Genomic DNA, 24,479 nt, shown 5'->3' on the forward strand with positions numbered 1-24,479 from the left:
GGCTCTAGCGTCGCTTCCGTCGCGCTCGCCACGGGCGTTGCTTGAACTGCCCTTGTGTGGGGCGGCTGTTGACTGCTGGAGGCTGGCATCGTGCCCCTTGTTGCGTTATCCGTTCACCCCTGTCACGGGTACCGATGACAGAGACTGGCGACGCGTCCGAGGCCATGGACATCGGTTTGGGGCGGCATCGGGATGAGCTCAGGCCTGCGGCGGTGGCTCAGTTGCTGCGGCTGCGGGCCGCGGGGGAGTTGACGACCGGACATGTACGGCTGGTCGCTGACGCGGTGGGTGTGCACAAGAGGACGGTGTGGAGCTGGCTGGTCCGCGCGGAGGAGACCGGCAGTGTGGAGAAGCCGGAACGTCGCCGGTTCCGGATCACCGAGGAGATCATCGATGTCCTCGCTGATTATCAGGGCAACGTGAAGCGCGCTCATGAGCGCCTGGTCGAGGTGGCGGTGGCGGCAGGGGAGAAGCCGCCGGGACTGACGACGCTGCACGATGCGATTGCCCGGGATCTTGATCCGGGGTTCATGGCGGGCCTGCGGGAGGGGATTCCCGCGGCTCGGGGGTTTGATCCGGCGTTCCAGCGGCCGGCGGTGGCCCGTAATGAGGTGTGGGAGGGGGATCACAAGCAGGCCGAGACCGTCGTGATGATGCCCGATGGCAAGCCGTCGAGGGTGTGGGTGACGTGGTTCGAGGACCGCGGCACCAGCTATGTGATGGGCTGGGCGGTCACCGCTGGCTCCGCGCACCGCGGTTCGGTCCTGGCCGCGGTACGTATGGCCGTGCTGCGCGAGGCCCCCTACGGCCCGCCCGGCGGGCTGCCGCACCTGGTGCGCGTCGACGGTGGCGCCGACTTCCTGTCCAAAACCGTCCTGCGCGCCTTCGGCCTGCTGGGCGTGCCGGTGCACCGGGTGCGCAGCGCCCGCCACAAGGGCGGTATCGAGCGTCTGAACCACACCAGCATGACCCGCTTCTTCGCCGACCTGCCCCGTTACACGAAGGCGCCCCGGCTTGATCACCGCCGCCGCCTCGGCGAGACGGACCCGCCGCTGACCTTCGAGGCGTTCGTGGGCCTGCTGGGCGAGTGGGTCGAGAAGCACAACACCGAGCACGTCATCGAGCGCACCGGTATGACGCCGCTTGCGGCCTGGCTGGCCGATCCCGCTGAGGTCCGGCCCGAGCCGAGCGCGGCCGAGCTGCGCGCCCTGATGCTGGAGAGCGACCACCGGCCCCGCAAGATCACCAGTCACGGGGTGGAGTTCAACAAGCGTGCCTACATGCCCGAGAACGGGGTGGGCCGGATCGGGCTCGAGGTCCGGGTGCGGTGGATGCCGCACCACCATCACGAGATCGATCTGTACACCTTCCGCGGCAACCGCTACCTGGGCCGGGCCTTCCTCAGCAACGAGGCCAGCGAGGAACTGCGCGCCAAGGTGCTGCACGACCGCGATGAGCACAGCGCGGAGCTGCGGCGGGCCTTGAAACGCTCCGGCGAGCGCAAGCGGGAACGCCACCTGCCGTCCACCCGGCCCGAGGTGCCTGTCCGAGCCCTGCGTATGACCGAGCGGGAGGCCCGCGCCGAACTCAAGGGCACCGTCCCGCCCCCGCTGCCTCGCCGTCGGGCACAGCCCTACCGGCCCCTGACCCCGATCCCGGCCGCGTGGAAACGCCCCGGCCTCACCGACACCACATCTAAGGACGACGCATCGTGACAACGGCCCCCAAGCACAAGCACATTGGCCAGCGCCGCCAGCCGGTCACCGCATCACCGGGCGAGGCATCGAGGCGCCGCCCCGACCTGCGCCCGCAGCACTTCCTCGGCCTCAAGGACTCCACGCTGGTCGCCACGGACACCCTGCTGCAGATCAAGGACACCGTCATCGACACCGTCGAGTCGAAGGCCATGTCCGTGATCTACGGCGACCCGGGGCTTGGCAAGAGTTTCTCCACCCGCGCCACGATCCAGGAGATGAACCCGGACCTGATCCTCCCCCTCGACTTCGCCCGTTCCCGCCCCGGGCCGAAGGACCTGCGCGAGGAGCTGTTCCACCAGATGCGGCTCAACTGCAAGATGCCCGGCACTGCGACCGCGTTCGACAAGCTGCTGCGCGAAGCCCTGCCGCGGCGTCCGTATGTGATCGTGTGCGATGAGGCCCAGCAGTACCGGCGGGAGAATTTCGAGTTCCTGCGCAAATTGTGGGACAACTGCGACCCCCAGCCCGCCATCGTCTTCGTCGGCGGCCGCGAGGCCTACGAGACCCTGCAGAGCGACCCGGCGCTCGCCTCCCGGATCTACATTCGCCTGGAGATCCTCGCGATGACCGAGGACGAGATCCTCAAAACCGTCCCCGACTCCCACCCCGTGTGGCGCGGTGTGGACGAGGCGCTGCTCAAGCGGGTCGACACCCAGTACGCGCTGGGCTCCTTCCGCGAGTGGGTCAAGGTGACCAAGCACGTCATCAAGGGCATGGAGTACTTCGGCGTCGAGCAGGTCAACGATGAGGTCGTCGACTGGGCCCTGGCCCGATGCTGACCAAGACGGCGGCGCGGCCTTTGGCGGCACCACGGCCCTTCCCCCTCGCCGGTCAACCAGCGCCCCCGGAACTGCACTTCCTCAGCCTTCCTGGGGCGCGCACCGTCCTCACTCCCGGTCTCGTGGCAGTCGATCACGCGCTCGCCGAGGCCTGCCAGCAGCAGCGTTTCCTGTGCGTACTGGGCGACGCTGGAGTCGGTAAGACCTTCGCCGTCCACCACGCTGCCCGTACCCGCTTCCCTCAGGCGCGCGTCTCGCTGCGTCTGGGAGCCAGGCCCCGGCCGGCCGACCTGCGCGCCCACCTGCACCACGCTCTCGAACTGCAGAACGCTGCGCCGGCCGAACCGGCGGCTGCCGACGCCCTGATCCGCCGTGCGCTGAGAGCCAGGCCGCGCATCGTGGTCGTCGACGAAGCCGACCGGATGCCCGAGGCATGCTTCGAGTACCTCCGGTTCCTGCACGACGACCTTCCCGGCGGACTGTGCACCGTCCTGATCGCCGGACAGCGAGGTGAACGGGCCCTGCGCGCCCAGCAGATGCTCCACACCCGCACCGCGCAGTGGCTCACCCTCCCACCGCTGGCCCGTGATGAGATTCCCCGTACCGTTCCCGTCCTGCACCCGCTGTGGCAGACCGTTGCACACGATCATCTCTGGTCGCTGGACGGCGACTTCGCCCACGGAAGCCTGCGCCGCTGGGCCCTGCTCACCCACCACATCCAACGCACCCTGACCGCCACCGGTGCAACCAGCCCCCACCCGGGTCTGTTGCGGCAGATCATCCGCCGTATCGACACCTCCCACCGCCCATGACCGCCCCCGCCCACCTCACCGCACCGTCGGCCCCGCCGCCCGTCACGCTCCTGCTGGACGCGAGCGACGACCGAACCATCCACCACGCCGCCCACCAGCGAGCCCACCCCCAGGGCGGCTGCATCACCGCCGATCCCACCCCGCACACCAACAGCCTCGCCTACCTCGCCCTGGACCTGCTGCGCGCCATGGGCCGCGACAGTTTTACCCGCCCCGACGCCGAGCGGATGTCCACAGACGCGGCCTGGCGCGCCGTGACCTGCTGGACCCTGACCACCGGGCTCAAGCAGGCCATCGTGCTGCGCGCCCACCGCCTCACCCCCGAACGCCTGGCGCGCCTGGCCACCTGGCGCGCCGAGACCGGCATCCGCCTCGTCCTCATCGCCCACACCTCCACCGAGGCCACCGAGTACCGCCTGCGGGCACGCCTTGCCGCCACCGGCCTCGCCGATCCACACACCGTCTCCGGCACCCCCGCCATCCTGGACGCCATCGGCCCGCCCGACACAAGCCGACGCCACGGCCCGCCCCCGCCCGATCACATCCCTCCGCTGCCCGACTTGCCCGATGGCGACGCCGCCTCCTTCCTCCAGGAGTGCAGACGCCACCTGAACAAGGACGACTTCGCCCGCACCGACAGCCAGTACCGGGCCGGCCACGCCGCCGCCCGCACCTGGCTGGCCCGTCACCCCAGCTTCACGCCCGCGGCGACGGCCACCGTCATATCCCCGGACGAGGGCACCGGCCCGCACGAACCCACCGACTGGAAGGACATGGAGAGCCTGCGCCTGTTCCTGTCCCGCCTCACTGTCTCAAGCCCCAGCCCTGGGCACACCCTCGCCCGCGTACGCGGTGCCCAGGCCCACTTCCTTGGCCGGCAGCTCCACCTCGACGTCCCTGACGACCTCGCCGCGCGCTGCGGCCCCGGCGTCACCACCGTGCCGATCACCCCGCACGTGGCTCACACTCTCACCACGAACCTGCCCAATCCGCTGCGCGCCGCCGCGGCAGCCGCCCTGCTGTTCACCGGCACCGACCCGTCCCTGCTGTCCATGACCCAGATCACCAGTGTCGACGAGCAGGCCACCCTCTTGGCCATCGACCGCGACTCGAGGATCTACATCGGCATGCCGCCCGGCCCCCGGCACATGTACGCCATTCCGGCCCGCGCCCGCCCCCTGCTTGCCGCCGCCCTCGCCTTCCGCCACCGCACCCCGCGCACCGCCGACCATTTCGGGCTGTTTGCCGGCTGCTTCGGCACCTCCATCCGCTTCGACCACCTCATCCGCGACGCCGGCCTCGACATCCCGGCCGTCACACACCCGCACCCCGCCGAGGACTGGCACACCGCCGCCCGCTGCCAGCACGTGAACGTCCCTGTCCCGGCCGCCCCCGCCGCCCCGGCCTTTTCGGCCCGGGCGCGTCTGCGCCCACCCACCACTCGACGTCCGCTCTGAGGCTTCCGGCACTGCCGCCGACAGCCGCTTTGACCGCAGAGGATCCCGACATGAGTTCTGCCCTTGGCCAGACAGAAGAGTTCGGCACTCCCGGCGACTGGCCCGACTGGTGCCGACCTGGGCACTGAACGCAGCCAAGACCGCGATCAAGGACGCCGTTGAGGGCGGTCGCATGACGTGCCTTCATGGCGACGCAGGTGTCGGCAAGACACTCGGCGCCTCCATCGCGCTGCGCACCATCGGATGCGAGCAAATGATCTGGCCATGGCTCCGCTTCAGTTCCACCGCGCGCACCCTGCGCGAGAAACTCTTCCACGCCCTGGTGCTGGACGGGCCTGTGCCCCACCGGCCCGCAGCGGTGGACGCGTTGCTGCACGAGGCACTCGCCCGCCGCCGCTATGCCCTGGTGCTTGACGATGTACAGAACCTGAACGCCGACTGCCTGCGTCTGATTCGCTCTCTGTGGGACGCGGGAGACAGCCACAGCCGTCCTGCTGTCGTGTTCATCGGTGACCAGCGCGGCTATAAGAAGCTGCGCAGGGAACAGGCCGCGCGGATCTCTACCTGGAACAGGATCGACCGCCTGGGAGCCGACGAGGTCCGCACCGCAGCGCCCGCCTTCCACCATGAGTGGGCGAAGGTGCCCCTAAACCTCATTGGCAAGGCCGACGCGTACGGTCCGCAGGGCCGTATACGAAGCGGACTGACGGTGCGATGGGCCTGTCCCGGGAGGAACGCGTCCCCTCCTGCGGCGACGCAGGGGTGCGCTGCCCGCCCGCCGACGCATCCCCGGGTATGACCTGCTGTTTGCCTTCCGGCCAGCCTCCAGCTGCCACCTCGGTCTGCTGTGCCTTGGCGGGGCCCTGATGGGTGGGCATCCCGTCCGCCGGGTGTGTGCGGTCCCTCCGTCATGTGAGCAGGGGAGACCGGCGCCTTGAGCGGCTGAGGAACACACCTGCGGTCGCTGGAGGGTGCTCCTCGGCTCGCGGTCTTCGGGGCCCGAGAATGCGCGGCGGGATGGCTTTTTTCGTACTTGCGTCTCTCTGCGTTGTCTTGAAGAGCGTGGTTCTGGGAGGTTCGTCACGTGACTAGAGCACCTGCCTTGTAGGGGCTGGGTCTCTTGTGCGGGTGACGTGGCGGGGTGGGCCGTGAACGAATCGGCAGGACTGGTACAGGAGCCGGCCCCGGGCACGGGGGGTGCGCGGGGCCGGCTGGTCAGGCTGCGGGCCGCGTGGGTGTTATGGATTCTTACGGCGGGCATGGGGATCCTCACCCTGGTGTGCGTCGTGCCGACCCGAGGGGACCCCCGGCCCGACTGGGACCCGTGGTTACTCGCCGTGGCGGAGCCCGTGCCGCTCGTCGCCTACGCCTACCCGGGCTTCGTGGTGGCCCGGCGTCGCCCTGGGAACCGGATCGGGTGGTTGCTGCTGGTGTCCGGGTTCGGGGGCGCGCTCGACGCGCTGGGGCACGCCTACGCTGTGTATGCAATTGGGCGGGACCTTCCCGCAGGCATCCTGGCGGCGTGGGTGTCCAACTGGGCCTTTGCTCTGCACTTCTTTCCGCTCTATTTCCTGCTGCTGTGCTTCCCTGATGGCGCGCTGCCGTCCGGCCGATGGCGGATCGTCACCTGGTACACGGGTGTGTGCGGAGTATGGGTCCCACTGTCCGTTGCCCTTTTGCTGGGAACGATTGACCGTGACTACTTCCCGAACGTACGCAACCCGCTCGGCCTCTTGCCGCTGGAGGCGTTCTACGTCCCATACGAAGCCTTGCTGTCGTCGGTGCAGGTGGCCGGCCCCTTCGTGCTCTGCGCCCTCTCACTCCTGGCCCGCTACCGCCGCACGAATGCAAAGTCCCGGCAGCAGTTCAAATGGGTGGCGTTCGCGGCGCTGGCGAGCCTGGTCATGCTGGCGGGGGCGGTGCTGCTCCAGGACCCCTGGATCAGCGTCGCTATCGATCTGATCCTCGTGACGTTCAGCGTGTCCATCGCGATCGCGATCGTCCGCCACAACCTCTTCGATATCGACCGCCTGTTGAGCCGGTCGTTGCTGTACCTGGGGATGACCGCGGGTGTGGCCGGACTCTACATCGGCGCCGTGAGCCTGTTCGCACTGATGTCGCAGCGTTTCATCACCGCGAAGGCTCCCCTGCTGGCGACCGGTGTCGTGGCGGTCGTCCTCCAGCCCTTGCGTGCGCTGCTGCAGCGCGTGGTCAATCGTCTGGTCTACGGGCTGAGGGAGGATCCGTACGCGGTACTGGCCGGCCTCGACCGCCGCCTGGAGACGGTGCTCGCCCCCCGCCAGCTGCTGCCCGAGGCCGTCGCGACCATCGCCAAGGCCCTGCGCCTGCCCTACGTAGCCGTCGAAGTGAAGCGTGCGGCGGCATACGGCGCCGCAGGAGGCCGCCTCGCGGTACACGGAGCCGAGCGCCCCGTGGCGCTGCGGCTCGCGCTGGTCCATCAAGGCGAGGAGATCGGCACGCTAGCGGTCGCGGCGAGAGCGGCCGAGGACGGCTTCTCGGGCGCGGACCTGCGTCTGCTCGCGGACGTGGCCCGCCACCTCGCGCAGGCGGCAGCGGGGGTACGGCTGTCGCTGGCCCTGCTGCAGGAGCAGGAGCGGGCGGTGACTGCACGGGCCGAGGAGCGCAGGCACCTGGCCCGGGACCTCCACGACAGTGTCGGACCGGTGCTCAGCCATGCCGCCTCGGCCGTAGAGACGGCCTGCGCGGCAGTGCACACCGACCCCAGCAGGGCCGCTGACCTCGTGACCGGGGCACTGGTCCATATCCGGCAGGGCTCCGACGACCTGCGCTGGATCGCGCTGGGGCTGCGCTCACCCGTCGATCAGCTGGGGCTGCGTGAGGCCGTTCTGGCTTACCTCGACCGCGTCCCCGTGACCGTGCACACCGACATGCCCGACCTGCTCCCCCCGATGCCTGCGGCGGTCGAGGAGGCGGTGTACCGAATCCTGACCGAGGCGGTAACCGATGTGCTCCGGCACGCTCGCGCCGCATGCTGCTGGGTGAGCCTGGAACTGAGCGACGGGCACCTCACATTGACCGTTGCCGACGACGGCCAGGGACCGCCCGGAGCCGCTCGGCCGAGCGAAGGGCTGGCCTCGATACGGGAATGTGCCATCGCGATCGGGGGCATGTGCGAGTTCCGTGCCCGCTCCGGCGGCGGCCGCGCGTACATCGCACGTCTTCCCCGCAGCCTGCCCGGCGCACAGCTCCCGGCAACCCGGGAGGCGAGTCCCTTGCAGCCGGGACCACGCCACCGCGACAGTGACCGTGCTGGAGGTGAGCCATGAACGAGCTCACGGGAGCTCACACGGCGCACACGGCGACTCCCCGCATACTGGGCTGGCTGTCACGTTTGGCGACGAAGCGAACAGCCTGGGGCCTGTGTATCGCTGCGATGGCCACCGCAACTGCGAATGGCGTCTTCGCAGTCCTGTCGCGTGCAACGCCACGCCCGGAATATCACCCGTGGTGGCTGATCGCCGCGGAATCCCCGACCGGTCTGATTTTCGCAACGCTTGGGCTGCTGGCGGCGACCCGCCGACCATGCAATCCCGCGGGGTGGCTGCTGCTGGCCGCCGGATTCGGTGCGTCCCTCGACCTCCTGAGCCATTCCTATGGGCTCTATGCGGTGCCGCGGGAGCTGTCGGGCGGCGTGCTGGCTGCCTGGATCAGCAGCTGGGGCTTCGTGCTCTTCATCTTCCCGCTGATGTTCCTCTTCCTGCTCTTCCCCAACGGCCATCTGTCGTCTGTGCGCTGGCGGTTCGCCGCCCGGTACGTGAGTGTCTGCGGGCTCATCAGCGTGTCCATCGGGGCTTTCGCTCCGGGGCCGCTGGGGTTCGGGTACTTTCCCTCGGTCTCCAACCCGGTGGGCATCGCAGCACTGCTGTTCAGCGTGACCCACGTGGGCCTCGTGTCGGTATTTGCGATCCTTGTCCCCTTTCTGGTGTCGGTTTCCTCGTTGCTGTTTCGGTATCGGAACTCCACCGGGCTTCTGCGCCGGCAGCTGAACTGGGTGGCCTGGGCCACCATGATGACCATCCTCCTGGTGGCGATACAGATCCTGGTGGGAGACAACCCTGCCGGAACGATTGCTGTTGATCTGGCGCCGGTACTCCTCGGCACGGCCATCACTATCGCGATCTTGCGCCACAACCTGTTCGACATCGACCGGATGCTCAGCAGCACGCTCATCTACGCCGGACTGACCGCCGGTGTCGTCGGCCTCTACATCGGCATCGTCAGCGCATTCGGGCTGCTGCTGCAACGTTCGGCCTCCGGGGTGGCTCCGTTGCTCGCGACGGGCGTGGTGGCCGTGGTGCTGCAGCCCCTGCGCACGCTGCTCCAGCGCTCGGTGAGCCGGCTCGTCTATGGCCTGAGGGATGACCCTTATACGGCACTGGCCCTGCTCGGCCGCCGTATGGAAGCAACGAGCGATCCGAAGAAGATCCTGCCCGAAGCTGCTGCGACCGTGGCCGAAGCTCTGCGTCTGCCCTACGTGGCCATCGAACTGGACAGCACTTCGGCGACGGGCATCGACCGGATGCGCGTAGCCACCCACGGCACCGAGGTCCGGGAACCGCTGAAACTACCCCTGGTACATCAGAGCGAAGAGATCGGCCTCCTGATGGTCGGGCTCCGCCCCTTGGACGAGCGCTTCTCGGCGGCGGATCTTCGCCTGCTGCGGGACGTGGCCCGGCACGTCGCGCAGGCCGCATCAGCCGTGCGGCTGTCGCTGGCCCTGCTGAGCGCGCAAGAGCACGCGGTCGCCGCGGCGGCCGAAGAACGCCGCCGACTGGCCAGAGACCTCCACGACAGGGTTGGCCCCGTGCTCACCGGAGCCACCTGGACCCTCCAAGCGGCCCTCACCAAGCTGCACACCGACCTCGACGCCACGCACGGACTGCTGACCACCGCCCTGGTCCATATGCGCCAAGGAACCGAAGACCTGCGCCGGATCTCCACGGGCTTGCGCTCACCGGTCGATCAGCTGGGGCTGCGTGAAGCCGTTCTGATCTATCTCGAGCGCGTGCCGCTGACCGTGCACCCCGCACTGCCCGACGAGATCCCGCGGCTGCCCGCGGCAACCGAGGAAGCGGCCTACTGGATCGTGGCCGAGGCGGTCGCCAACGTCCTCCGGCACGCCCACGCCGATAACTGCTGGGTGACCGTCGAACTGGGCGGTGCTCTCGTGCTGACCGTCGCGGACGACGGCAGGGGACTTCCCGACCGCTTCCGGCCCGGGGTGGGGATGGGGTCCATGCGCGAACGTGCCGCCGAGATCGGCGGAACCTGCCAGATCCATCCGCGTGCCGGCCAAGGCACCGAAGTCGTCACGCGCCTGCCGCCTTCCCTGCCCGGCGCAGAAACACAACACAGCAAACAGACAGTGAAGGGCGGGATCACATGACGGACCAGGACATTCGTGTCGTCATCGCCGACGACCACGCCTTCACCCGGTACGGACTGCGCGTACTGCTGGAATCCGATCCCGGCATCACCGTCGTCGCCGAAGCCAGCGACGGCCACGAAGCCGTGGAGCAGACCATCAAGCTCCGTCCCGACGTCGTCGTCATGGACGTACGAATGCCCAACGGCAGCGGACTGTGGGCGACCCAGGAAATCCAAAAAGCCCGCCCCGGAACCAAGGTTCTCGTCCACTCCGAGTACGAGGCAGACCCCAACGTCATGGCCGCGATGCGAGCCGGCGCCTCGGGCTTCCTCATGAAGGCCGGAGACGTCACACAGATCATCCGCGCGGTGCGCGACGTCGCCGCCGGCGCGTGGATCTTCAACCTCTCCGACACGGCCCGCATGCGCCCCTGGTTCGATGACCTGCGCACAGCCCGACGCGAAGCCGCCTTCCCCCAACTGACCTCCAGGGAAAGGGAGATCCTCAACATCATCGCTACCCCGAAGCAGACCACCGCCAGCGCCGCGGCCCGCCTAGGCATCAGCACCAAGCGGGTCGAGAACGCTGTGACCGACATCAAAGCCAAACTCGGCGCCACCGACCGCGCGCAGCTCATCACCATGGCGCGCACCGCAGGTCTCGGAGCAGTGCCATGACCCGCTCCTCCCGTGCCCCCGGTCGGACACTCCCGTGACTGTGGGAATGCTGCAGACACACGCTGGTCCCAACAAGACATCGGGGACGGGACCAACGGGAGAGACAGATGCACGGCAAGAAATCAGCACACCACAAGACATGGTCCGAGGGGCGGCGCAGGAACCGAAACTGGGCCAGGACCGTACGGTTGTGGACACCCGTCGTGGCGACTGCCGTCACGACTGCCATCGCCGTCTACCAGGCATGGCACGGACAAAGCATCTGATCAAGTACGGGATGACAGGCTCCCCTTCAGCTATATGCCCGTTGTCCATCTGCTGCCCAGTGGAGTCCGAGGTCGGCGAGTTGCTGGAGCTGCTCACCGGTGAGTCGGGCCTGTCGTTGGCGTGTGGTGTGGAGGCGCTGGCGTCAGGTTCTTCGGCCACACCCCACACAACGTGGCTCACGCCCTGTGGACACCGTCACTGCCTGCCGTCTTCCCGCTGCTGTGCCTGCTCCCGCGTGCCGTGGTCTGCGGTCTGTGTCCAGGGCAGGCCAAGGCCGTGGAAGAGGGCTTACTGTTGTGGGGGGTAGGTGTGGAAGCGGGAGCGCACCGCGTTCAGCCGCCGCCGCAGCTGCACCTCGATGCCGTTGATGCGGGGCCGGTAGGTGTCGTGGACGCAAGTCCTGCCGTCCTCGCCGACCAGCGGCCCGACGTCCTCCAGATACTGACGGGCAGCGGTGACGATCTCCATCAGCCGCTCGGTACGCGAGCGCGGCACACGCGCCGCGCCCGCGGTCTTGACCCGCCGGTCGCCTGTGGCCGGTCCGATCCGCAGCTCCAGGAGCGCCGCGCGCTGCTCCTCTGCCAGCCGGGGCCACCTGCGGTGCTGGTCGCACAGCCACTTGCCGAGATCATCGCCGCGGAAGATCCGCTGTCCGGTGAGGAGTTCGCCGCGGCGCCCGCCCTCTTTGTAGAAGGCTTCCAGCAGGACGAGTTTGCGCTCGAAGGCGGCGTTCCAGGGTGCTCCGTCCTGTACCCGCCACACGCCGAGCTCCTCCAGCGCGCGGACCACGTCGCGTTCCTGCTCCCGCGCACCGTAAGCGGGTCGGCGGCACTCGCTCAGCAGTCTCCCTATCCGCACGTCCTGCCCGTCGGCGCTGATGGTCTCCTCGATGCCGGGCAGGCGGTGCCCATATGGCTATGCGTGCAACCGAGCCGCCTCCAGCAGCAGTTGCCGGGCCGACGCCTGCGGCTTTCCCATGCACCCGTATTCGCCAAACAGGGCGGACAGGTCCGCGGGCACCCGCCGCGGCCGCCCATGCCAGACCTCTAGCCCTTCCTCGGGGCCGAGCTCGGCGGTCAGGGTGCGCAGGGCGTCGCGGGTGCGGCGCCACTGCCGCCGCACCCGCTCCAGCCGGACCACCACGACCCCTAGCCCCACAGCCCGCTCCTGCTTCTCCGTCGACTTTCGCCCCCGCCCCCCCTGCCTGTCCCTCGGCCCGCTCCCGGTCCTGCATTTCCACCTGCTCCTGACCCTGTCCTGCGGCCCGGTCCAGGTCGGACTCGGGCTTCTGTTCCTGCGCCAGCTCCTGCCTTCCCGCGAGCTCGGGCACCTGATCCTGCTCGTGTTCCTCCGCCACCTTCTGCTGCTCCTTGTCCTTCTTCTTGAACAGAGGGACGCGGGTGTAGCCGAGGGGGAGGGTTTCGTGCCAGTCCACAGGTACGCGTAGGCGCCTGTTGCCGCGGAGGCTGGCTTCGCGGAGCCGCATCAAGGCCTTCACGCATCTTCGACCTGTGTGTGGTGCGTACTTCGTCCCGCGGACTGCCGTGGAGCGCCTCCCTGTGTTCCACGGCTGCGTCATTGCGCTGGTTTATGCGCAGAGCACGGCTGGAAGTCTGTGTCACGGAGCCCTAGGCGCTCTATTCCGGGGGGACTGGTGGACGCGAGCCTGGTGTGGACGGCGGCGGGCACGTTGGGGACGTGTGCCGGGTTAGGTATGACGTGGATCCAGTTACGGGTCCAGCCGGTGGACAACCGTCAGGACCCGGTGCCGCGGACGCCGTCGGTGCTGGGGGCGTCGGTGGTGCCGCCCACTGGGCGGTTGCCGGTCGAGACGCGCGGCCGCGACCTGGTGCTGGGACAGTTGCAGGAGTGGTTGCGCAGGCCCCCGGCGGCAACCATTGTGCTTGTCGGGCTTGGTGGTGTCGGCAAGTCGACGGTGGCGGTGGCGCTGGCCGAGCGTGCTCTCCGCGGAAGGAGGGTGCGCCGTCGGGGCAGGCGGGTGTGGTGGATTTCGGCCGCGGATGAGTTGAGTCTCACGGCCGGGCTGGTCACGGTCGCCCGGCAGCTGGATGCCACCCCCGCCGACCTGCATGCTGTGGCATCAGGGGCGCCGGACGCCCCTGACCGGTTCTGGTCGCTGCTGGAGCAGACAGCGCCCGGATGGCTGTTGATCTTCGATAACGCTGACGATCCTGCGGTGCTTGCCGGGGGTATGTCGAGATGGCGGGGCGGATGGAGGCGTTCCGTCGCGGGAGGCGGATCAGCGGTGAGTGACGGAACCGGCTGGATACGTCCGTCCCCGTGCGGACTGACCGTGGTGACAAGCCGGGACTGCGACCCGCGAACGTGGGGGCGGCACGCCAAGGTGCGTCCCATAGGTCCGGTGGATGAGGACGCCAGCGTCCGGGTGTTGCTCGACCTGGCCCCCCAGGCGGGAGACGAGGCCGGAGCGCGGCTGCTGGCCCAGCGGCTGGGCGGCCTGCCACTGGCGCTGTATCTCGCCGGAACATATCTGGACTCCGCCGTTGCGCGGTGGCGAACCTTCACCGCCTACCACCACGCACTCGACAGCGCTGGGAGGGCGCCGCTACTGGACGACCCTCAGGCGGAGTCTCGCGCCATGGTGACGCGGACGTGGGAAATCTCCCTGGACGATCTGGCGCGATGCGGAGTGCCGCACGCGCGTCCCCTGCTCCGCCTGCTCTCCTGCTGGGCCGCCGCAACCTCGATACCGCTGGACCTGCTCGACGTACGCTACCTCGCGTGCCTGCTTCGGCCGCCAGCCGCTGGCCATGCCGGTGAGGGGGACGAGAGCGACGCAGACCAACTAGAGACGGCGCTGCGCGGCCTGAGCAGGCTGGGCCTGATCGAAGCGCGGATATCCGGTCCGCAGACTGCGATCGTCATCCACCCGGTGGTGGCTGACAGCAACCGTATTCACCTGGCGTCGGGCGTCGCGCGCCCGGGCGAGCCGGACGCGGATCGCGTTCGGCGAGTCGCCGTCGATCTCATCACCTCGGCCCTGTCCGGTCTGAGTCCGTACGCGCCCGCCGACTGGCGACGCTTCCAGTTGATCGGTGCGCATCTGCATGCCCTGTTCGGCACTGTTGCCCTGCACTTGGTGCATGAGCCCCTCGCAGCGCTGATCTCAGCCGCCTGCACCACAGCTTGCGCCCTCGACCAGAGTGGAGCCATCAGTGTCGGCGAAAGCTTGTGCCGTGCTGCGTTGGACCACGCGTCCAGCCTCGGTGAGGATCACCCTCTGATCCTCCAACTCCAGCACCAGCTTGCGTGGGAGACGGCCACCATGGGCGGCCACGACCAAGCGGAGGGCATGTACCGACTGGTGTACCTGGCACGTCGGCGGATACTCGGCGAGGATCATCCCGACACGCTGGTCACCCGCCACGAGCTGGCCTGGGTCGCCGCCGCCCAAAAACGCTGGGCAGAGGCGGAGAGCGGCTACCGGAGTGTCCTGCCCGCTCTCCAAAGGACACTCGGTGAGGAGCACATCGCCACTCTGTACACCGGTCACGAACTCGGCTGGGCGCTGGCGAACCAGGGGCGGCTGGAGGAGGCCGAGGCCGAGCTGCAGCCCGTCCTGCGGACCCGGCGACAGGTACTCGGCGAGGAACATCCGCACACACTGACGACAATCCACGAGTTGGCGTGGATTATGGCCAGGCGCGGTAGGTCTACCGAAGCGGAGGTGATGTACCGGCAACTGCTGGACGCGCGCCTGCGGATACTCAGCGACGAGCACCACCACACCCTGTCCGCCCACCACGAACTGGCCTGGGTCCTGACCCTGCAAAGTCGTTGGAACGAGGCGGCGGCGGAGTACGAGAAGGTCCTGAGGGCCCGGCGCCGGGTGCTCGGAGAGCCCCACCCCGACACACTGGCGACCCTTTCGGCACTCCAGCAGCTCGAGCACGGTCAAGTCGCCGACGCACGCCACGTCGCCTGAGAACACTTCACAACTCACCACTCAGATCACGCGGAGCACCGGACAGAAGGGAACGCGGCATCATGGTGATCACTGCCGAACAACTCGTCGCAACCATCGACGAACTGGCACTGGCGCAACGGCCGGTCATGATCCATGCATCGCTTCGGTCCTTCGGCGAGCCCATCGAGGGCGGAGCGGACGCTGTACTGGACGCCTTGCTCTCCCGCGGCTGCACCGTGTTGGTCCCGTCGTTCACCGAACCGCAGTTCGGCGTCATTCCACCAATTACGATGCGCCCGGCCCGCAACGGCATCGACTACGCGGCTCTGCCCGACGAGGCGGCGGCCAGACCCGAGGCAGCCGCCCACTACACCGTCGACTGCGGCGTCATCAACCCAGGCATGGGCGTACTGCCGACCCGACTGCTCGCCCGAGGCGCGGCGAGGCGCGGCCAGCACCCGCTCAATTCCTTCGCAGCCATCGGGCCACAAGCCGCCGAACTCGTCGACACTCAGACCCCGACCAATGTGTATGGACCCGTGCGTGCCCTTGCAGACACCAACGGCTCCATCCTTCTGGTGGGTGTCGGACTGAACCGGATGACCGCGCTCCACCTGGCCGAACAGGATTCCGGCCGACAGCTGCCCATCCGCTGGGCGCGCACAGCAGACGACCGAGTGATCATGGTGGAGACAGGCTCGTGCTCAGAGGGATTCCCACGCTTGGGACCCTGGCTGCAGCCGCTGGCACGCACTGCCCGGGTGGGCGGGTGCCTGTGGAGCGTCTACCCAGCGAAGGAGACCCTTGCCGCCGCGGTCGACGCCATGATCTCCGATCAGGGCGTCACCCACTGCGCCGACGCCGGTTGCCTCGCCTGCCGGGACTCGGTGGCCGGCGGTCCGATCGGCCCGATTTCGCTGGGATGACGCAACCGACTCCACCAACGGCAGGGGCCGGGCGGCCCGGACGGAGCCCAGTGGCTCGCCAGCGACCAGCTGGAATACATCCGCTACCTGTGAGACGACCTCTACGAGCCTGGCCTACAGCTCCAGCAGAGCCCAGAGCCGGTTGCCCGGCTCGTCGCGTCCGGTGTCGGCCCCGCAGGAAAGCACCCCCAGCGCAGCGATCTCCTCCAGGAACGCCTCGCCGCTTGGGCCGGGCCCGTCCTGGTGGGAGAGCGCCATGACGAGTGCGGCGCCGTCCTGGTCGGCGACGTGGACGGTGATGCGCTGGCCGCCGTCGCCGAGCGCGGCTAGCAACGCCATCCATTCGCCTCCCGAGTCCGCTGACGGCCGCCGGGCTGAGCGCCCGTCACATGCTCCCTTGTCTCGGGCGTGGCCGCGGCGTCGGCGGTGGCCTGCAGGATGCTCATCGGGCGGTGTGCTCCTTCTCGTCGTGGCGGGTGAGATAGGTGAGCTGGAGCCAGCGCCGGGCGTCGTAGCCCTCGGCGCCGCGCCACGGAGCGGCCAGGTGCCACACGCTGTTCCAGGTGGCGCGCACCCGGCGCAGCCGCTCGGCCTCGACGGCAGGCCCGGCGCTCTGCCGGTAGAGGAGGTCGTGGTGCAGGGCGGCGGCCAGGTGGGTGAGCGCGGTGGCGAAGCCGAGGGCGGTCCTCTGTGCGTTGCCGGACGGGCCGTCGTAGGCCAGCGGGCGGACCCCATCCATGAGGTAGTCGTGGACCGCCTCGACGTCGGCCCAGGTCAGCTCGTCGGCGTAGCGCAGCAGGCACACCGGCCGGTCCGCGGTCATGGGTGGGCCCGCCGGGCGCGCTCGTCCGCCACCACCGCATCCGCCGCCTGCTGGGCCTCCCACCAGTCGCTGTGGTTCTTTGCCTCGGCAGCCTGCCGGGCTTCGCGGAAAGCGACTTGCTGCCAGCGGTCGACGTCATATCCCTCGGTGTCCCGCCAGCCCGCGGTGAGCCGGCAGAGCTCGTTCCAGTGCCCCATCCGGGCCTCCAGCGCCTCGGCGGTGCCGTCGTCGGCGAAGTCGCGGCGCAGCTCGAACAGCTGCCGATTGATCGCGGCCCCCAGGCCGTGGGTTACCCGGCAGACCTCGGGGTCGTTGCGGTGCGCCAGGCGCAGCTCGTGCAGCCGGGCGGTCATGAAGGCGTCCAATGCATCGACGTCGGCGCGGGTGATGTCGGCGGTGTACGGCAGCGTGAAGATCGACTCGGTCTCGGTCATCGAACCGTCTTGACTCCCCTCCACTCCGCGACCCTCTGCAGCACGTGTCATGTGGTGCTCCCTCCCTGCGGGCGTCCCGGTGCTTGACTGTTCGTCATGTCCGGTCTATCGCCCCGGCACGGCCCGGGGAGCCCGTTCGGCTAAATCTGTCAGGCCACCCCTGGGGCTGAACACGGGCACTGCACCCTCCAGCCCTCCGGTACACCCACCCGTTCGGCCGCAGATGCTGGCTCGGTGAGGCGCCGGGCCCAGAACATGAGGTCATGACGACGAATGGGCCCACCCCGGGCCATCCTTACGATCCCGCACTCAACGAATCGCTGGTCGGCTCCGCCTGCTACGAGGCGATGGCCACCGGCGCCGTGGGCGTCGAGACGGTGCGCCAGACCGGAACCATGGTCAAGACGCACCTTGAGCAGCGCGGCGAGACCCGCCGCACGAAGATCAACGCTGATGTCGAGCGCGAACGTATCCAGCAGTCCGCGCCCCCGCCGCCGGACGGCGACAACCCCTGATCAGGACGGCTCACCACCGCCGGGGCAAAACACCCGCCCCGGCGGGCACCTCCAGCAGACGGGGCACGTCGGATCATCGCGACCAGATGATCCAAAAGAAACGACATAGAGGGGTCATCAGCGGGCGTTGCGGACGTTCGCTGTGGTCCGCCACCACCTGGTACTGCCGGTCCTGGACGGCCTGGACGAGATGGACCCCCCCAGCCCCCCGACAACACCCCCGCCCCCGCCGCGCCCGCGCCCCCAACGCCTACCAGGCCTCACACCCGATACAACCTCCCCCGAGCCCTGCAATCGCGGGCCCGCGGATCCCACCCACCTCGGAAGGCACCACGCCGTGACCAGCCCGCCCCCCACCGCCCAAGCCACTGCCCGTCTGGAGCCGGTCCGGCCCAGCACCGCACCGGTCGCCCACGGCGCGGTCATCATCAGCGCGATCGAGACCGTGTGGAAGGAAATCCGCGCCCGCCACCCGGCCGTGCCGGACATCTGTGTCACCACCCCGCCCACCGCCAGCAAGCACGATCCCACCAGGTGCACCACGCTGCGCACAGGCCGCCGCTTCGTCCGCGACGGCCGCCTGGTCATGGAACTGCAGGTCGCAGCCGCCACCTTGAGCCACGGAGTGCGTCTGATGCTGGAAGGGCTGCTGCACCATGCCGCCCACGGGCTGGCCCTGAACCGGGGGATCACCGATGTCAGCGGCGGCGACCGACGCTGGCACAACAAGCGCGTACCTGGCCCGGGAGGTGGGTCTGCTGCCGCCCCGCCGCTCGGACCCCTTTGTCGGCAGGGCCCACAGCATCCTCACCGACACCGAGGCCGCCCGGTGGACCGACGTCATCACCGCACTCGACGCCGCGGCCGCCGTCCAGCTCCAAGCCGCCGTCCAGATGGTCGAAGCCCCGCGCACCGCCCGGTCCGGTACCCGCTTCGCGATCGCCTGTGAATGCGTCCCGCCCCGCCGCCAGCAGGTCACACCGTTCTTCTATGAGCAAGGACCCGTGCTGTGTGGCCTGTGCCTGACCGTGTTCCGCCGGCACCCCGGCTCATGACCAGGGTGCAGGGCACTCGTTGGGCAGGGCGCTCGCGTAGAAGTGCACAGCGGGCCCGGGGCTGTCACCGCGACGGCTTCGGTCCTCTGGTGCTGGCGGCTGCGTCCAGGACTCGGCGGCCCGCCCTGCCGACGAAGCCGTACGCATCCTGCGTACCGCTGCCCTCGTACCGATTGTCAGTGGTGGTGTTCACAATGGGGGCATGCGTGAGCACAGTGGGCCATTCGGTAAAGGCAGTCTCCGGCAACTTCTTGCAGGTCGCCTGGACAAGGCCATGAAAGCGATCAACGCCTGGGACGCGGATGATCTGTTGGCGTCGCCCGAGACCGACATCATTGAGCACTTGATCGATGAGTACGGAGCACAGGCTCCCGTGGTGCATCGGGACCGGATGCAGCGACTGCCCTCGAGCGACCACATCTCGACCGTTGACGATTTCATGGGGCGCCGGGAGATCCGGCAGACTGAGATCACCTTCTTGGTGCCCTGCGAGGGCGACCTGGACCTGATGAGATACCGCCCGGGTGCCTACACGTCGTTGCTGAGCGGACAGACCGCGAAGATCGTGGGCTCAGAGATCGAGGTGATCTGGCGTGGGAAGACCTCTGACCCCGCCGTCGTCCTGCACAAGATCAATGATGAACTCGACATCATCGAGAAGAACCTGGACAGCGCACGTTCCGAGATCGCGGGCCACAACGAATTCCTGAGGAAGACGGTGTCCGAGCGGGTGTCGCTCAGGAAGCGCAAGATCCTCGCCGATCGGGAGCTCGAAGCTGCTCTCGGGATCCCTGTGCGGCAGCATGACGGGCCGCCAGCGTTCTCCGTTCCCGTCAGCCGTCGGCAGGTGATGCCCCGGCGCCATCCCGTAGCCGCGCAGCCGTTCCAGCCCGAATGGGAACTCCTGGAGAAGGACTACGAAGAGGCAATTCGCGTCATTACGCACTCCCGTAACGCTCTCGAGCGGACCCCTGGAACCATCGCCAAACTGGGCGAGGAAGACATCAGGAACCTGCTCTTGGTCAGCTTGAACAGCACGTTCATGGGAGCAAGCGGGGGCGAGCTGTTCAACGGGGACGGCAAGACGGACATCCTGGTCCGTGTGGAAGACCGCAATGTCTTCATTGGGGAGTGCAAAATCTGGGACGGCCCTAAAGTCGTCGGTGATGCACTCACCCAACTCTTGAAGTATCACGTGTGGCGCGATTCAAAGGGCGCCCTGCTGCTCTTCATCCGACGGGGAGACGCGACGAGCACGATCCGCAAAGCGATCCAGAAGATCGAAGAGCACCCGAACCACAAGCGGACCCTTGATGCCCGGCCGTCCGACGGCCGCTACGACTTCGTGATTCGAGCCAACGACGATGCCGAGCGGGAAATCCACCTGGCATTCCTTCCCTTCATTCTCCCCCTCAAGCAGGACTGACTGGCACAAGGGACCGCCGACCCCTCACGCCCCGATGCAGCAGCTGCTCCACGGACACGGAACTTCATGACGTCGCCGCAGCCGGCTTGCTCCCGGCCTGGCCGGTCAGATTCCGGCACACGGCCGCGTGCCCGATTCTTCAGCCTTCGTGTGTCTGCTGCTTCTGTGTTGCGGCTTCATGAGCTGCGAGTTCCTCGGGGGTGCCGAGGAAAGCGGGGCCGCAGCCTGACGGGAGGTGCTGGATCACCATGGCGATGGCCTCCCGCGCTGTGGCTGCCGGGCCTACCGTCTGGCTCCGTAGCGGGCCGGAGACCCGGTAGGTGCCGCCAGCGGCGGGCCGAATGTAAGGGATGTCCCAGGTCCACCGTGGTTCGGTACAGCGGCTGAAGTGCAGCTCTCCCATCCCAGTCCAGGGAAACAGCCGCCGCAGGCGGGGTTCCTCGTAAGCCGCTTCCAGCAGCTCGCCCCGCACCCGTCCCTCAGCATGCACTGCCTGCCAGCCCGCTTCGACGCGGACTTCGACGCTCGTATCCCATTTCACACCCCTATCGTGCCTCCAGATCCGTCCGGGGCATGCCCCGGTACCGGGCCGCCCAGCTGCTCCTGCGCGCTGTCGTGGGCCGTCTCCGCCCAGGGCAGGCCGAGACCTGCGAACAGCGCCTGCTGCTGCGGGGGATAGGTGGGGAAGCGGGAGCGCACTGCGTTGAGGCGTCGCCGCAGCTGTACCTCGATGCCGTTAACGCGGGGCCGGTAGGTGTCGTGAACACAGTGCCGGCCGTCTTCGCCGACGAGCGGGCCGATCTCCTCGAGGTGTTGGCGGGCGGCGGTGACGATTTCCATCAGCCGCTCCGTGCGGCTGCGTGGCACGCGGGCCGCGCCCGCAGTCTTGACCCGCCTGTCGCCCGTGGCTGGCCCCATCCGCAGCTCCAGGAGCACCTGGCGCTGCTCCTCTGCCAGCCGGGGCCACCGTCGGTGCTGGTCGCACAGCCACTTGCCGAGATCGTCCCCGCGGAAGACCCGCTGTCCGGTGAGGAGTTCGCCGCGGCGCCCGCCCTGGGCGTGGAAGGCTTCCAGGAGGACGAGCTTGCGTTCCCACCCAGCGTTCCAGGGTGCGCCGTCCCGCACCCGCCACACGCCGAGCTTCTCCAGCACGCGGGCAACGTCCTGCTCCTCGTCCCGGGCGCCCCAGGAGGGTCTGCGGCATTCGCTCAGCAGTCTCCCGATGCGTACTTCCTGCCCATCGATGCTGATGGTCTCCTCGATGCCGGGCAGGAGGTGTCCGTACCGGTCCGCGTACTCCCGCGCTGCCTCGACCAGGAGCTGCCGTGCTGAGGCCCGGGGTTCCCACACGAACCCGTACTCGCCGAGCAGGGCAGCCAGGTCCGCGGGCATCCGCCGCGGCCGCGCGCGCCAGACCTCCAGGCCTTCCTCGGGCCCGAGCTCTGCGACCAGGGTGCGCAGGTCGTCGCGGTCGCGGCGCCACTGCCGCCGTACCCGCTCCAGCTCCCACCCCAGCCGCACCACGACCTGCGGCTCCTGCGCGAGCTCGGGCACCAGATCCTCCCCGAGCCCCTCCGCCAGCTCCTGCTGCTCCTCGCTCTCCTTCTCGAGCAGGGGGATGCGGCTGTAGTCGACGGGGAGGGATTCCTGCCAGTCCACCGGCACCCGCAGGTGCCCGGTGCGCTGGTGGTAGGCGGTGACGGCGCGCATGAGGCGTTCGGTGTCGGCGGTGACGGGGTCGGACAGCACGGTGATCTTCAGCCAGTCCGCGACCACGGCCGCTGAGCGCTGCCGGGTGAGCTCCAGCATCTGCTGGAGCTCGCGCGCGCGTTCCTCGGCCCGCTCACGCGCCTCCGTGGCCGGCTGCACGCGGTGGGGGCCGCGGCTGCTGCTGCGCCCGGCACGCTCCAGCCGCCGTACGGCTTCCTGCGGCCCCTCCGGCTCCTCGTCTGCGCGGTCGGTGTGGTCGGGTTCGTAGGACTCCAGTGCGCGCAGCATGTTGATCACCGGCACCCAGTCCGGCCCGACCAGCGTGTCGTCAGCGGCCTGGGCGAGGTGGAGGACGGGCACGATGATGGAGGCGACCTTGTCCGGGTTCCCGTGGTCGTAGCGCACGGCGCGTCCGGCGATCTGCAGGAGGTCGCCCTGCGCCGCGCGCGGGTCCACGAGGGCGACGGCGTCGACGGCCGGGACATCCACGCCTTCACTCAGCAGCCGCACGGAACACACGACCGCCAGGTCCACCGGCCGCCCCCGGAGATCTGTGCCCGCCGCCAGCGCCGCCAAGGCCCGCTGCCGCTCCCTGGCCGGGGTGCCCTCATGCAGGGCTGCGGCCCACACCCGCCGCGGCGCCGACGTCCCCTGCCCATGCAGCACCCGCGCCAGCTGCGCCAGCGAGGCCGCGGCCGCGCGTGCTCCAGCCACAGTGGAGTGGTAGGTCAGCAGCCGCCGGCACCCCACCCGCCCTGCGGCCCGCAGCACGGCCCCCAGCGACGCGGTGAGCAGTTCCGCCCGCACTCCCGCGTCAGCCCGTCCCCGCGCCGCGACGAGCTCGCGCAGACGCGCCTCGTCGACCTCGGCGGCCACCACGGGGCTGTGCGCGAGCTTCCCGCGCCGCTGTGCCTCCCGAAGCCCCAGCCGGTAGGCGACGGGGCCGTGCCTGCGCTCTGAGAGCCGCACCACCGGATCACTCGCCCGAAGCCGCCCCTGCTCATCCCAGTGCACCGCCCCCAGCAGCCGCGGTGTCGCCGTCATCGACAACCGGTGCCACGCGGGCACGAGGTGCTGCTCGTTGATCCGCCCCCACACCCGCGAGGTCTCGGTGTGGTGGGACTCGTCGCACACCAGCAGGTCCCATTCCGGCAGCGGCCGCGCCCCGTCCCGCTCCACACTCAGCCGGTGCCCGGCAATCAGTGAGTTCTCCACGCTCGCGTACGTCGCCAGCACCGTGAACCGGCCGCCCTGGGCGGCGAAGGCGTTCGCGTGCCACGCCACCACCCGCGGGTCCGTCGTCACCCGCACCCCCGGCTCACCGGCCAGCGCGGCGTCCCGCGGCGCGTACACCGCGATCACCGGCCCGCCGCGTCCGGCCGCGCGCAGCACCTGGTAGGTCTGCTCGAGGAGCGCCCGTGTGGGCACCACCATCAGCAACGACCCCCGCGCCGCGACCAGGCCCGCGATCCGCGCGGCCACCCACGTCTTGCCCAGCCCGGGCGCCATGTGCAGCTGGGCCCGGAACCGCGGACGCCGCGCCCTGGGGGAGGGGGTGTAGACCCGCATGATGGCGGCGACGGCGTCGTCCTGGTGGTCGTAGAACGCCGCGAGCTCGGCCTCCGACCGGACGGCCGCATCCACCTTCACGATCAGCTCCCGGAGATGCTCTGCAGGGGTGCCCGCGGATCAGCCGAACACCCAACCAACTTCCTTTTGTGACAACCTAGACCGCCACGCCCGGCGCTGTCTGCCGGATGCGGGACATCCCTCCTCGCCCGAGCGAGCAGTCGAACACACACCCCAATCACCACCTCGAAATTCCGGCGATGAAAAGCCTGTGAAATGGCCGTCAACTCACTGCGGAGTAGCGGGAATTGCGGTAGTGTGTAACCAAGCGATTATGGTGATGGGAGGAGGGGAAAGTGCCGGAAAGGACGATGGAGTTCGGTAAGTACGGTGCCCATGGCGTCAAGGGCCACGAGGCTGTTGCCCGGCAGCTCGACCGGCTCGCTGGATTCATCGCCACGCCCATTACCGCGCGCCGTGGTCTGATGGCCCGTCTGCACTACCTCACCCGCACCCCCCACGCCCGTGAAGCGGCCCGTGCGGCCGGCCTCACCGTCACCGACCGCACCCTGAAGGCCTGGCTGGCCGGCCAGCGCAGCCCCTCCAAGCAGAACCTGCAGCACATCGAGACGGCCTACCGCACGGTGCGCCGCCGTAACGTGGCCCGGTACCTGACCAGTCGTCTCAATCGTGAAGGCCGCGGTACTCGGGTGGAGTTCCACCCCCTGAACCAGTCCCGTGTCAGCCGCCCCCACCAGCGGGTCGTGCAGTTCCGTACCCTCAACGTCCGCCACTGGGACCGCATCGTCGACGCCTGGAGCACCGGCAACGACGCGGCCCTGGACGACGCGTGGGTGAATGACGCGGTGGTCGACCTGGCCACAATGGGGCCAGTACGAGAACGTCACCAACA

At 69.1% G+C, this 24,479-nt stretch carries 20 protein-coding genes and 1 pseudogene; 14 read left to right on the forward strand and 7 right to left on the reverse strand.

The genetic code is table 11. The features are described from left to right. The first annotated feature begins 56 nt into the window (after window positions 1-56). From C9F11_RS42645 to C9F11_RS42680, 8 genes are all read left to right on the forward strand, one after another. Window positions 57-1,715: a Mu transposase C-terminal domain-containing protein gene (locus tag C9F11_RS42645; protein WP_249401520.1), complete on the forward strand. Its 1,659-nt coding sequence runs from the start codon at window positions 57-59 to the stop codon at window positions 1,713-1,715. Then, on the forward strand, window positions 1,712-2,536 hold the full coding sequence (locus C9F11_RS42650; RefSeq protein WP_138957288.1) for an ATP-binding protein: 825 nt from the start codon (window positions 1,712-1,714) through the stop codon (window positions 2,534-2,536). The genes C9F11_RS42645 and C9F11_RS42650 overlap by 4 nt, the downstream gene beginning before the upstream one ends. Before the next feature lie 122 nt (window positions 2,537-2,658). Beyond that, a complete protein-coding gene (locus C9F11_RS42655; RefSeq protein WP_249401519.1) occupies window positions 2,659-3,348 on the forward strand; it encodes an ATP-binding protein in 690 nt (229 codons plus the stop codon). Continuing rightward, window positions 3,345-4,805, forward strand: a complete 1,461-nt coding sequence (locus C9F11_RS42660) for a hypothetical protein (RefSeq protein ID WP_212767777.1) — start codon at window positions 3,345-3,347, stop codon at window positions 4,803-4,805. The genes C9F11_RS42655 and C9F11_RS42660 overlap by 4 nt, the downstream gene beginning before the upstream one ends. A 109-nt stretch (window positions 4,806-4,914) precedes the next feature. Further along, on the forward strand, window positions 4,915-5,604 hold the full coding sequence (locus C9F11_RS42665) for an ATP-binding protein (protein ID WP_138957286.1): 690 nt from the start codon (window positions 4,915-4,917) through the stop codon (window positions 5,602-5,604). A gap of 460 nt (window positions 5,605-6,064) precedes the next feature. Then, the gene (locus C9F11_RS42670; protein WP_138957285.1) at window positions 6,065-8,113 is read left to right on the forward strand and encodes a histidine kinase; all 2,049 of its coding nucleotides are present in this window, start codon (window positions 6,065-6,067) and stop codon (window positions 8,111-8,113) included. Continuing rightward, window positions 8,110-10,233, forward strand: coding sequence for a GAF domain-containing sensor histidine kinase (locus C9F11_RS42675; RefSeq protein ID WP_138957284.1), 2,124 nt, complete (start codon window positions 8,110-8,112; stop codon window positions 10,231-10,233). Before C9F11_RS42670 ends, C9F11_RS42675 begins: the two co-directional genes overlap by 4 nt. Next, window positions 10,230-10,892 (forward strand): response regulator transcription factor, encoded by a 663-nt coding sequence (locus tag C9F11_RS42680; RefSeq protein ID WP_138957283.1) that lies wholly within the window; start codon window positions 10,230-10,232, stop codon window positions 10,890-10,892. The genes C9F11_RS42675 and C9F11_RS42680 overlap by 4 nt, the downstream gene beginning before the upstream one ends. 555 nt (window positions 10,893-11,447) lie before the next feature. Here the strand turns inward: C9F11_RS42680 and C9F11_RS42685 are convergent. Together C9F11_RS42685 and C9F11_RS42690 are read right to left on the reverse strand one after the other, a co-directional pair. After that, window positions 11,448-11,948, reverse strand: a complete 501-nt coding sequence (locus tag C9F11_RS42685) for a hypothetical protein (protein ID WP_138957282.1) — start codon at window positions 11,946-11,948, stop codon at window positions 11,448-11,450. Between the two features lie 126 nt (window positions 11,949-12,074). Next, entirely contained in the window at window positions 12,075-12,317 is a 243-nt protein-coding gene (locus tag C9F11_RS42690; RefSeq protein ID WP_138957281.1) for a hypothetical protein, read from the reverse strand. A 556-nt stretch (window positions 12,318-12,873) separates the two neighbouring features. Between C9F11_RS42690 and C9F11_RS42695 the strand changes: the two genes are divergently transcribed. Further along, complete coding sequence (locus tag C9F11_RS42695; protein WP_138957280.1) at window positions 12,874-15,126, forward strand: tetratricopeptide repeat protein; 2,253 nt, start codon at window positions 12,874-12,876, stop codon at window positions 15,124-15,126. A 62-nt stretch (window positions 15,127-15,188) separates the two neighbouring features. Next, window positions 15,189-16,034 (forward strand): AAC(3) family N-acetyltransferase, encoded by an 846-nt coding sequence (locus C9F11_RS42700; protein WP_138957279.1) that lies wholly within the window; start codon window positions 15,189-15,191, stop codon window positions 16,032-16,034. A gap of 114 nt (window positions 16,035-16,148) precedes the next feature. Here C9F11_RS42700 and C9F11_RS42705 read toward each other — a convergent pair whose 3' ends face one another. The 3 genes from C9F11_RS42705 to C9F11_RS42715 all read right to left on the reverse strand — a co-directional run bounded on the left by C9F11_RS42705 (window position 16,149) and on the right by C9F11_RS42715 (window position 17,291). Continuing rightward, entirely contained in the window at window positions 16,149-16,373 is a 225-nt protein-coding gene (locus C9F11_RS42705) for a hypothetical protein (RefSeq protein WP_138957278.1), read from the reverse strand. A 103-nt stretch (window positions 16,374-16,476) separates the two neighbouring features. Further along, window positions 16,477-16,857 carry a hypothetical protein gene (locus tag C9F11_RS42710; protein WP_138957277.1) on the reverse strand — a complete coding sequence of 127 codons (381 nt, stop codon included), beginning with the start codon at window positions 16,855-16,857 and terminating at the stop codon, window positions 16,477-16,479. After that, the gene (locus C9F11_RS42715) at window positions 16,854-17,291 is read right to left on the reverse strand and encodes a hypothetical protein (RefSeq protein ID WP_138957276.1); all 438 of its coding nucleotides are present in this window, start codon (window positions 17,289-17,291) and stop codon (window positions 16,854-16,856) included. Before C9F11_RS42715 ends, C9F11_RS42710 begins: the two co-directional genes overlap by 4 nt. A 263-nt stretch (window positions 17,292-17,554) precedes the next feature. Here C9F11_RS42715 and C9F11_RS42720 point away from each other — a divergent pair, with 263 nt between their 5' ends. From C9F11_RS42720 to C9F11_RS42730, 3 genes are all read left to right on the forward strand, one after another. Then, entirely contained in the window at window positions 17,555-17,806 is a 252-nt protein-coding gene (locus C9F11_RS42720; protein ID WP_138957275.1) for a hypothetical protein, read from the forward strand. A gap of 695 nt (window positions 17,807-18,501) precedes the next feature. Then, window positions 18,502-18,861 (forward strand): hypothetical protein, encoded by a 360-nt coding sequence (locus C9F11_RS49155; RefSeq protein WP_249401518.1) that lies wholly within the window; start codon window positions 18,502-18,504, stop codon window positions 18,859-18,861. Window positions 18,862-19,063: 202 nt separating this feature from the next. Next, window positions 19,064-20,287 (forward strand): hypothetical protein, encoded by a 1,224-nt coding sequence (locus C9F11_RS42730; protein WP_138957274.1) that lies wholly within the window; start codon window positions 19,064-19,066, stop codon window positions 20,285-20,287. Window positions 20,288-20,426: 139 nt separating this feature from the next. On the opposite strand, the gene C9F11_RS49160 is transcribed toward C9F11_RS42730, so the two are convergent. Both C9F11_RS49160 and C9F11_RS42740 read right to left on the reverse strand, forming a co-directional pair. Further along, window positions 20,427-20,828: a DUF6193 family natural product biosynthesis protein gene (locus tag C9F11_RS49160; RefSeq protein ID WP_269078063.1), complete on the reverse strand. Its 402-nt coding sequence runs from the start codon at window positions 20,826-20,828 to the stop codon at window positions 20,427-20,429. Then, entirely contained in the window at window positions 20,825-23,647 is a 2,823-nt protein-coding gene (locus C9F11_RS42740; protein WP_138957273.1) for a DEAD/DEAH box helicase family protein, read from the reverse strand. Before C9F11_RS42740 ends, C9F11_RS49160 begins: the two co-directional genes overlap by 4 nt. A gap of 275 nt (window positions 23,648-23,922) precedes the next feature. On the opposite strand from C9F11_RS42740, the pseudogene C9F11_RS42745 reads away from it, so the two are divergent. Further along, window positions 23,923-24,479, forward strand: a pseudogene (locus C9F11_RS42745) (transcriptional regulator); the annotation flags it as partial.

Origin of the sequence: Streptomyces sp. YIM 121038, assembly GCF_006088715.1 — a bacterium.
GTDB lineage: Bacteria > Actinomycetota > Actinomycetes > Streptomycetales > Streptomycetaceae > Streptomyces.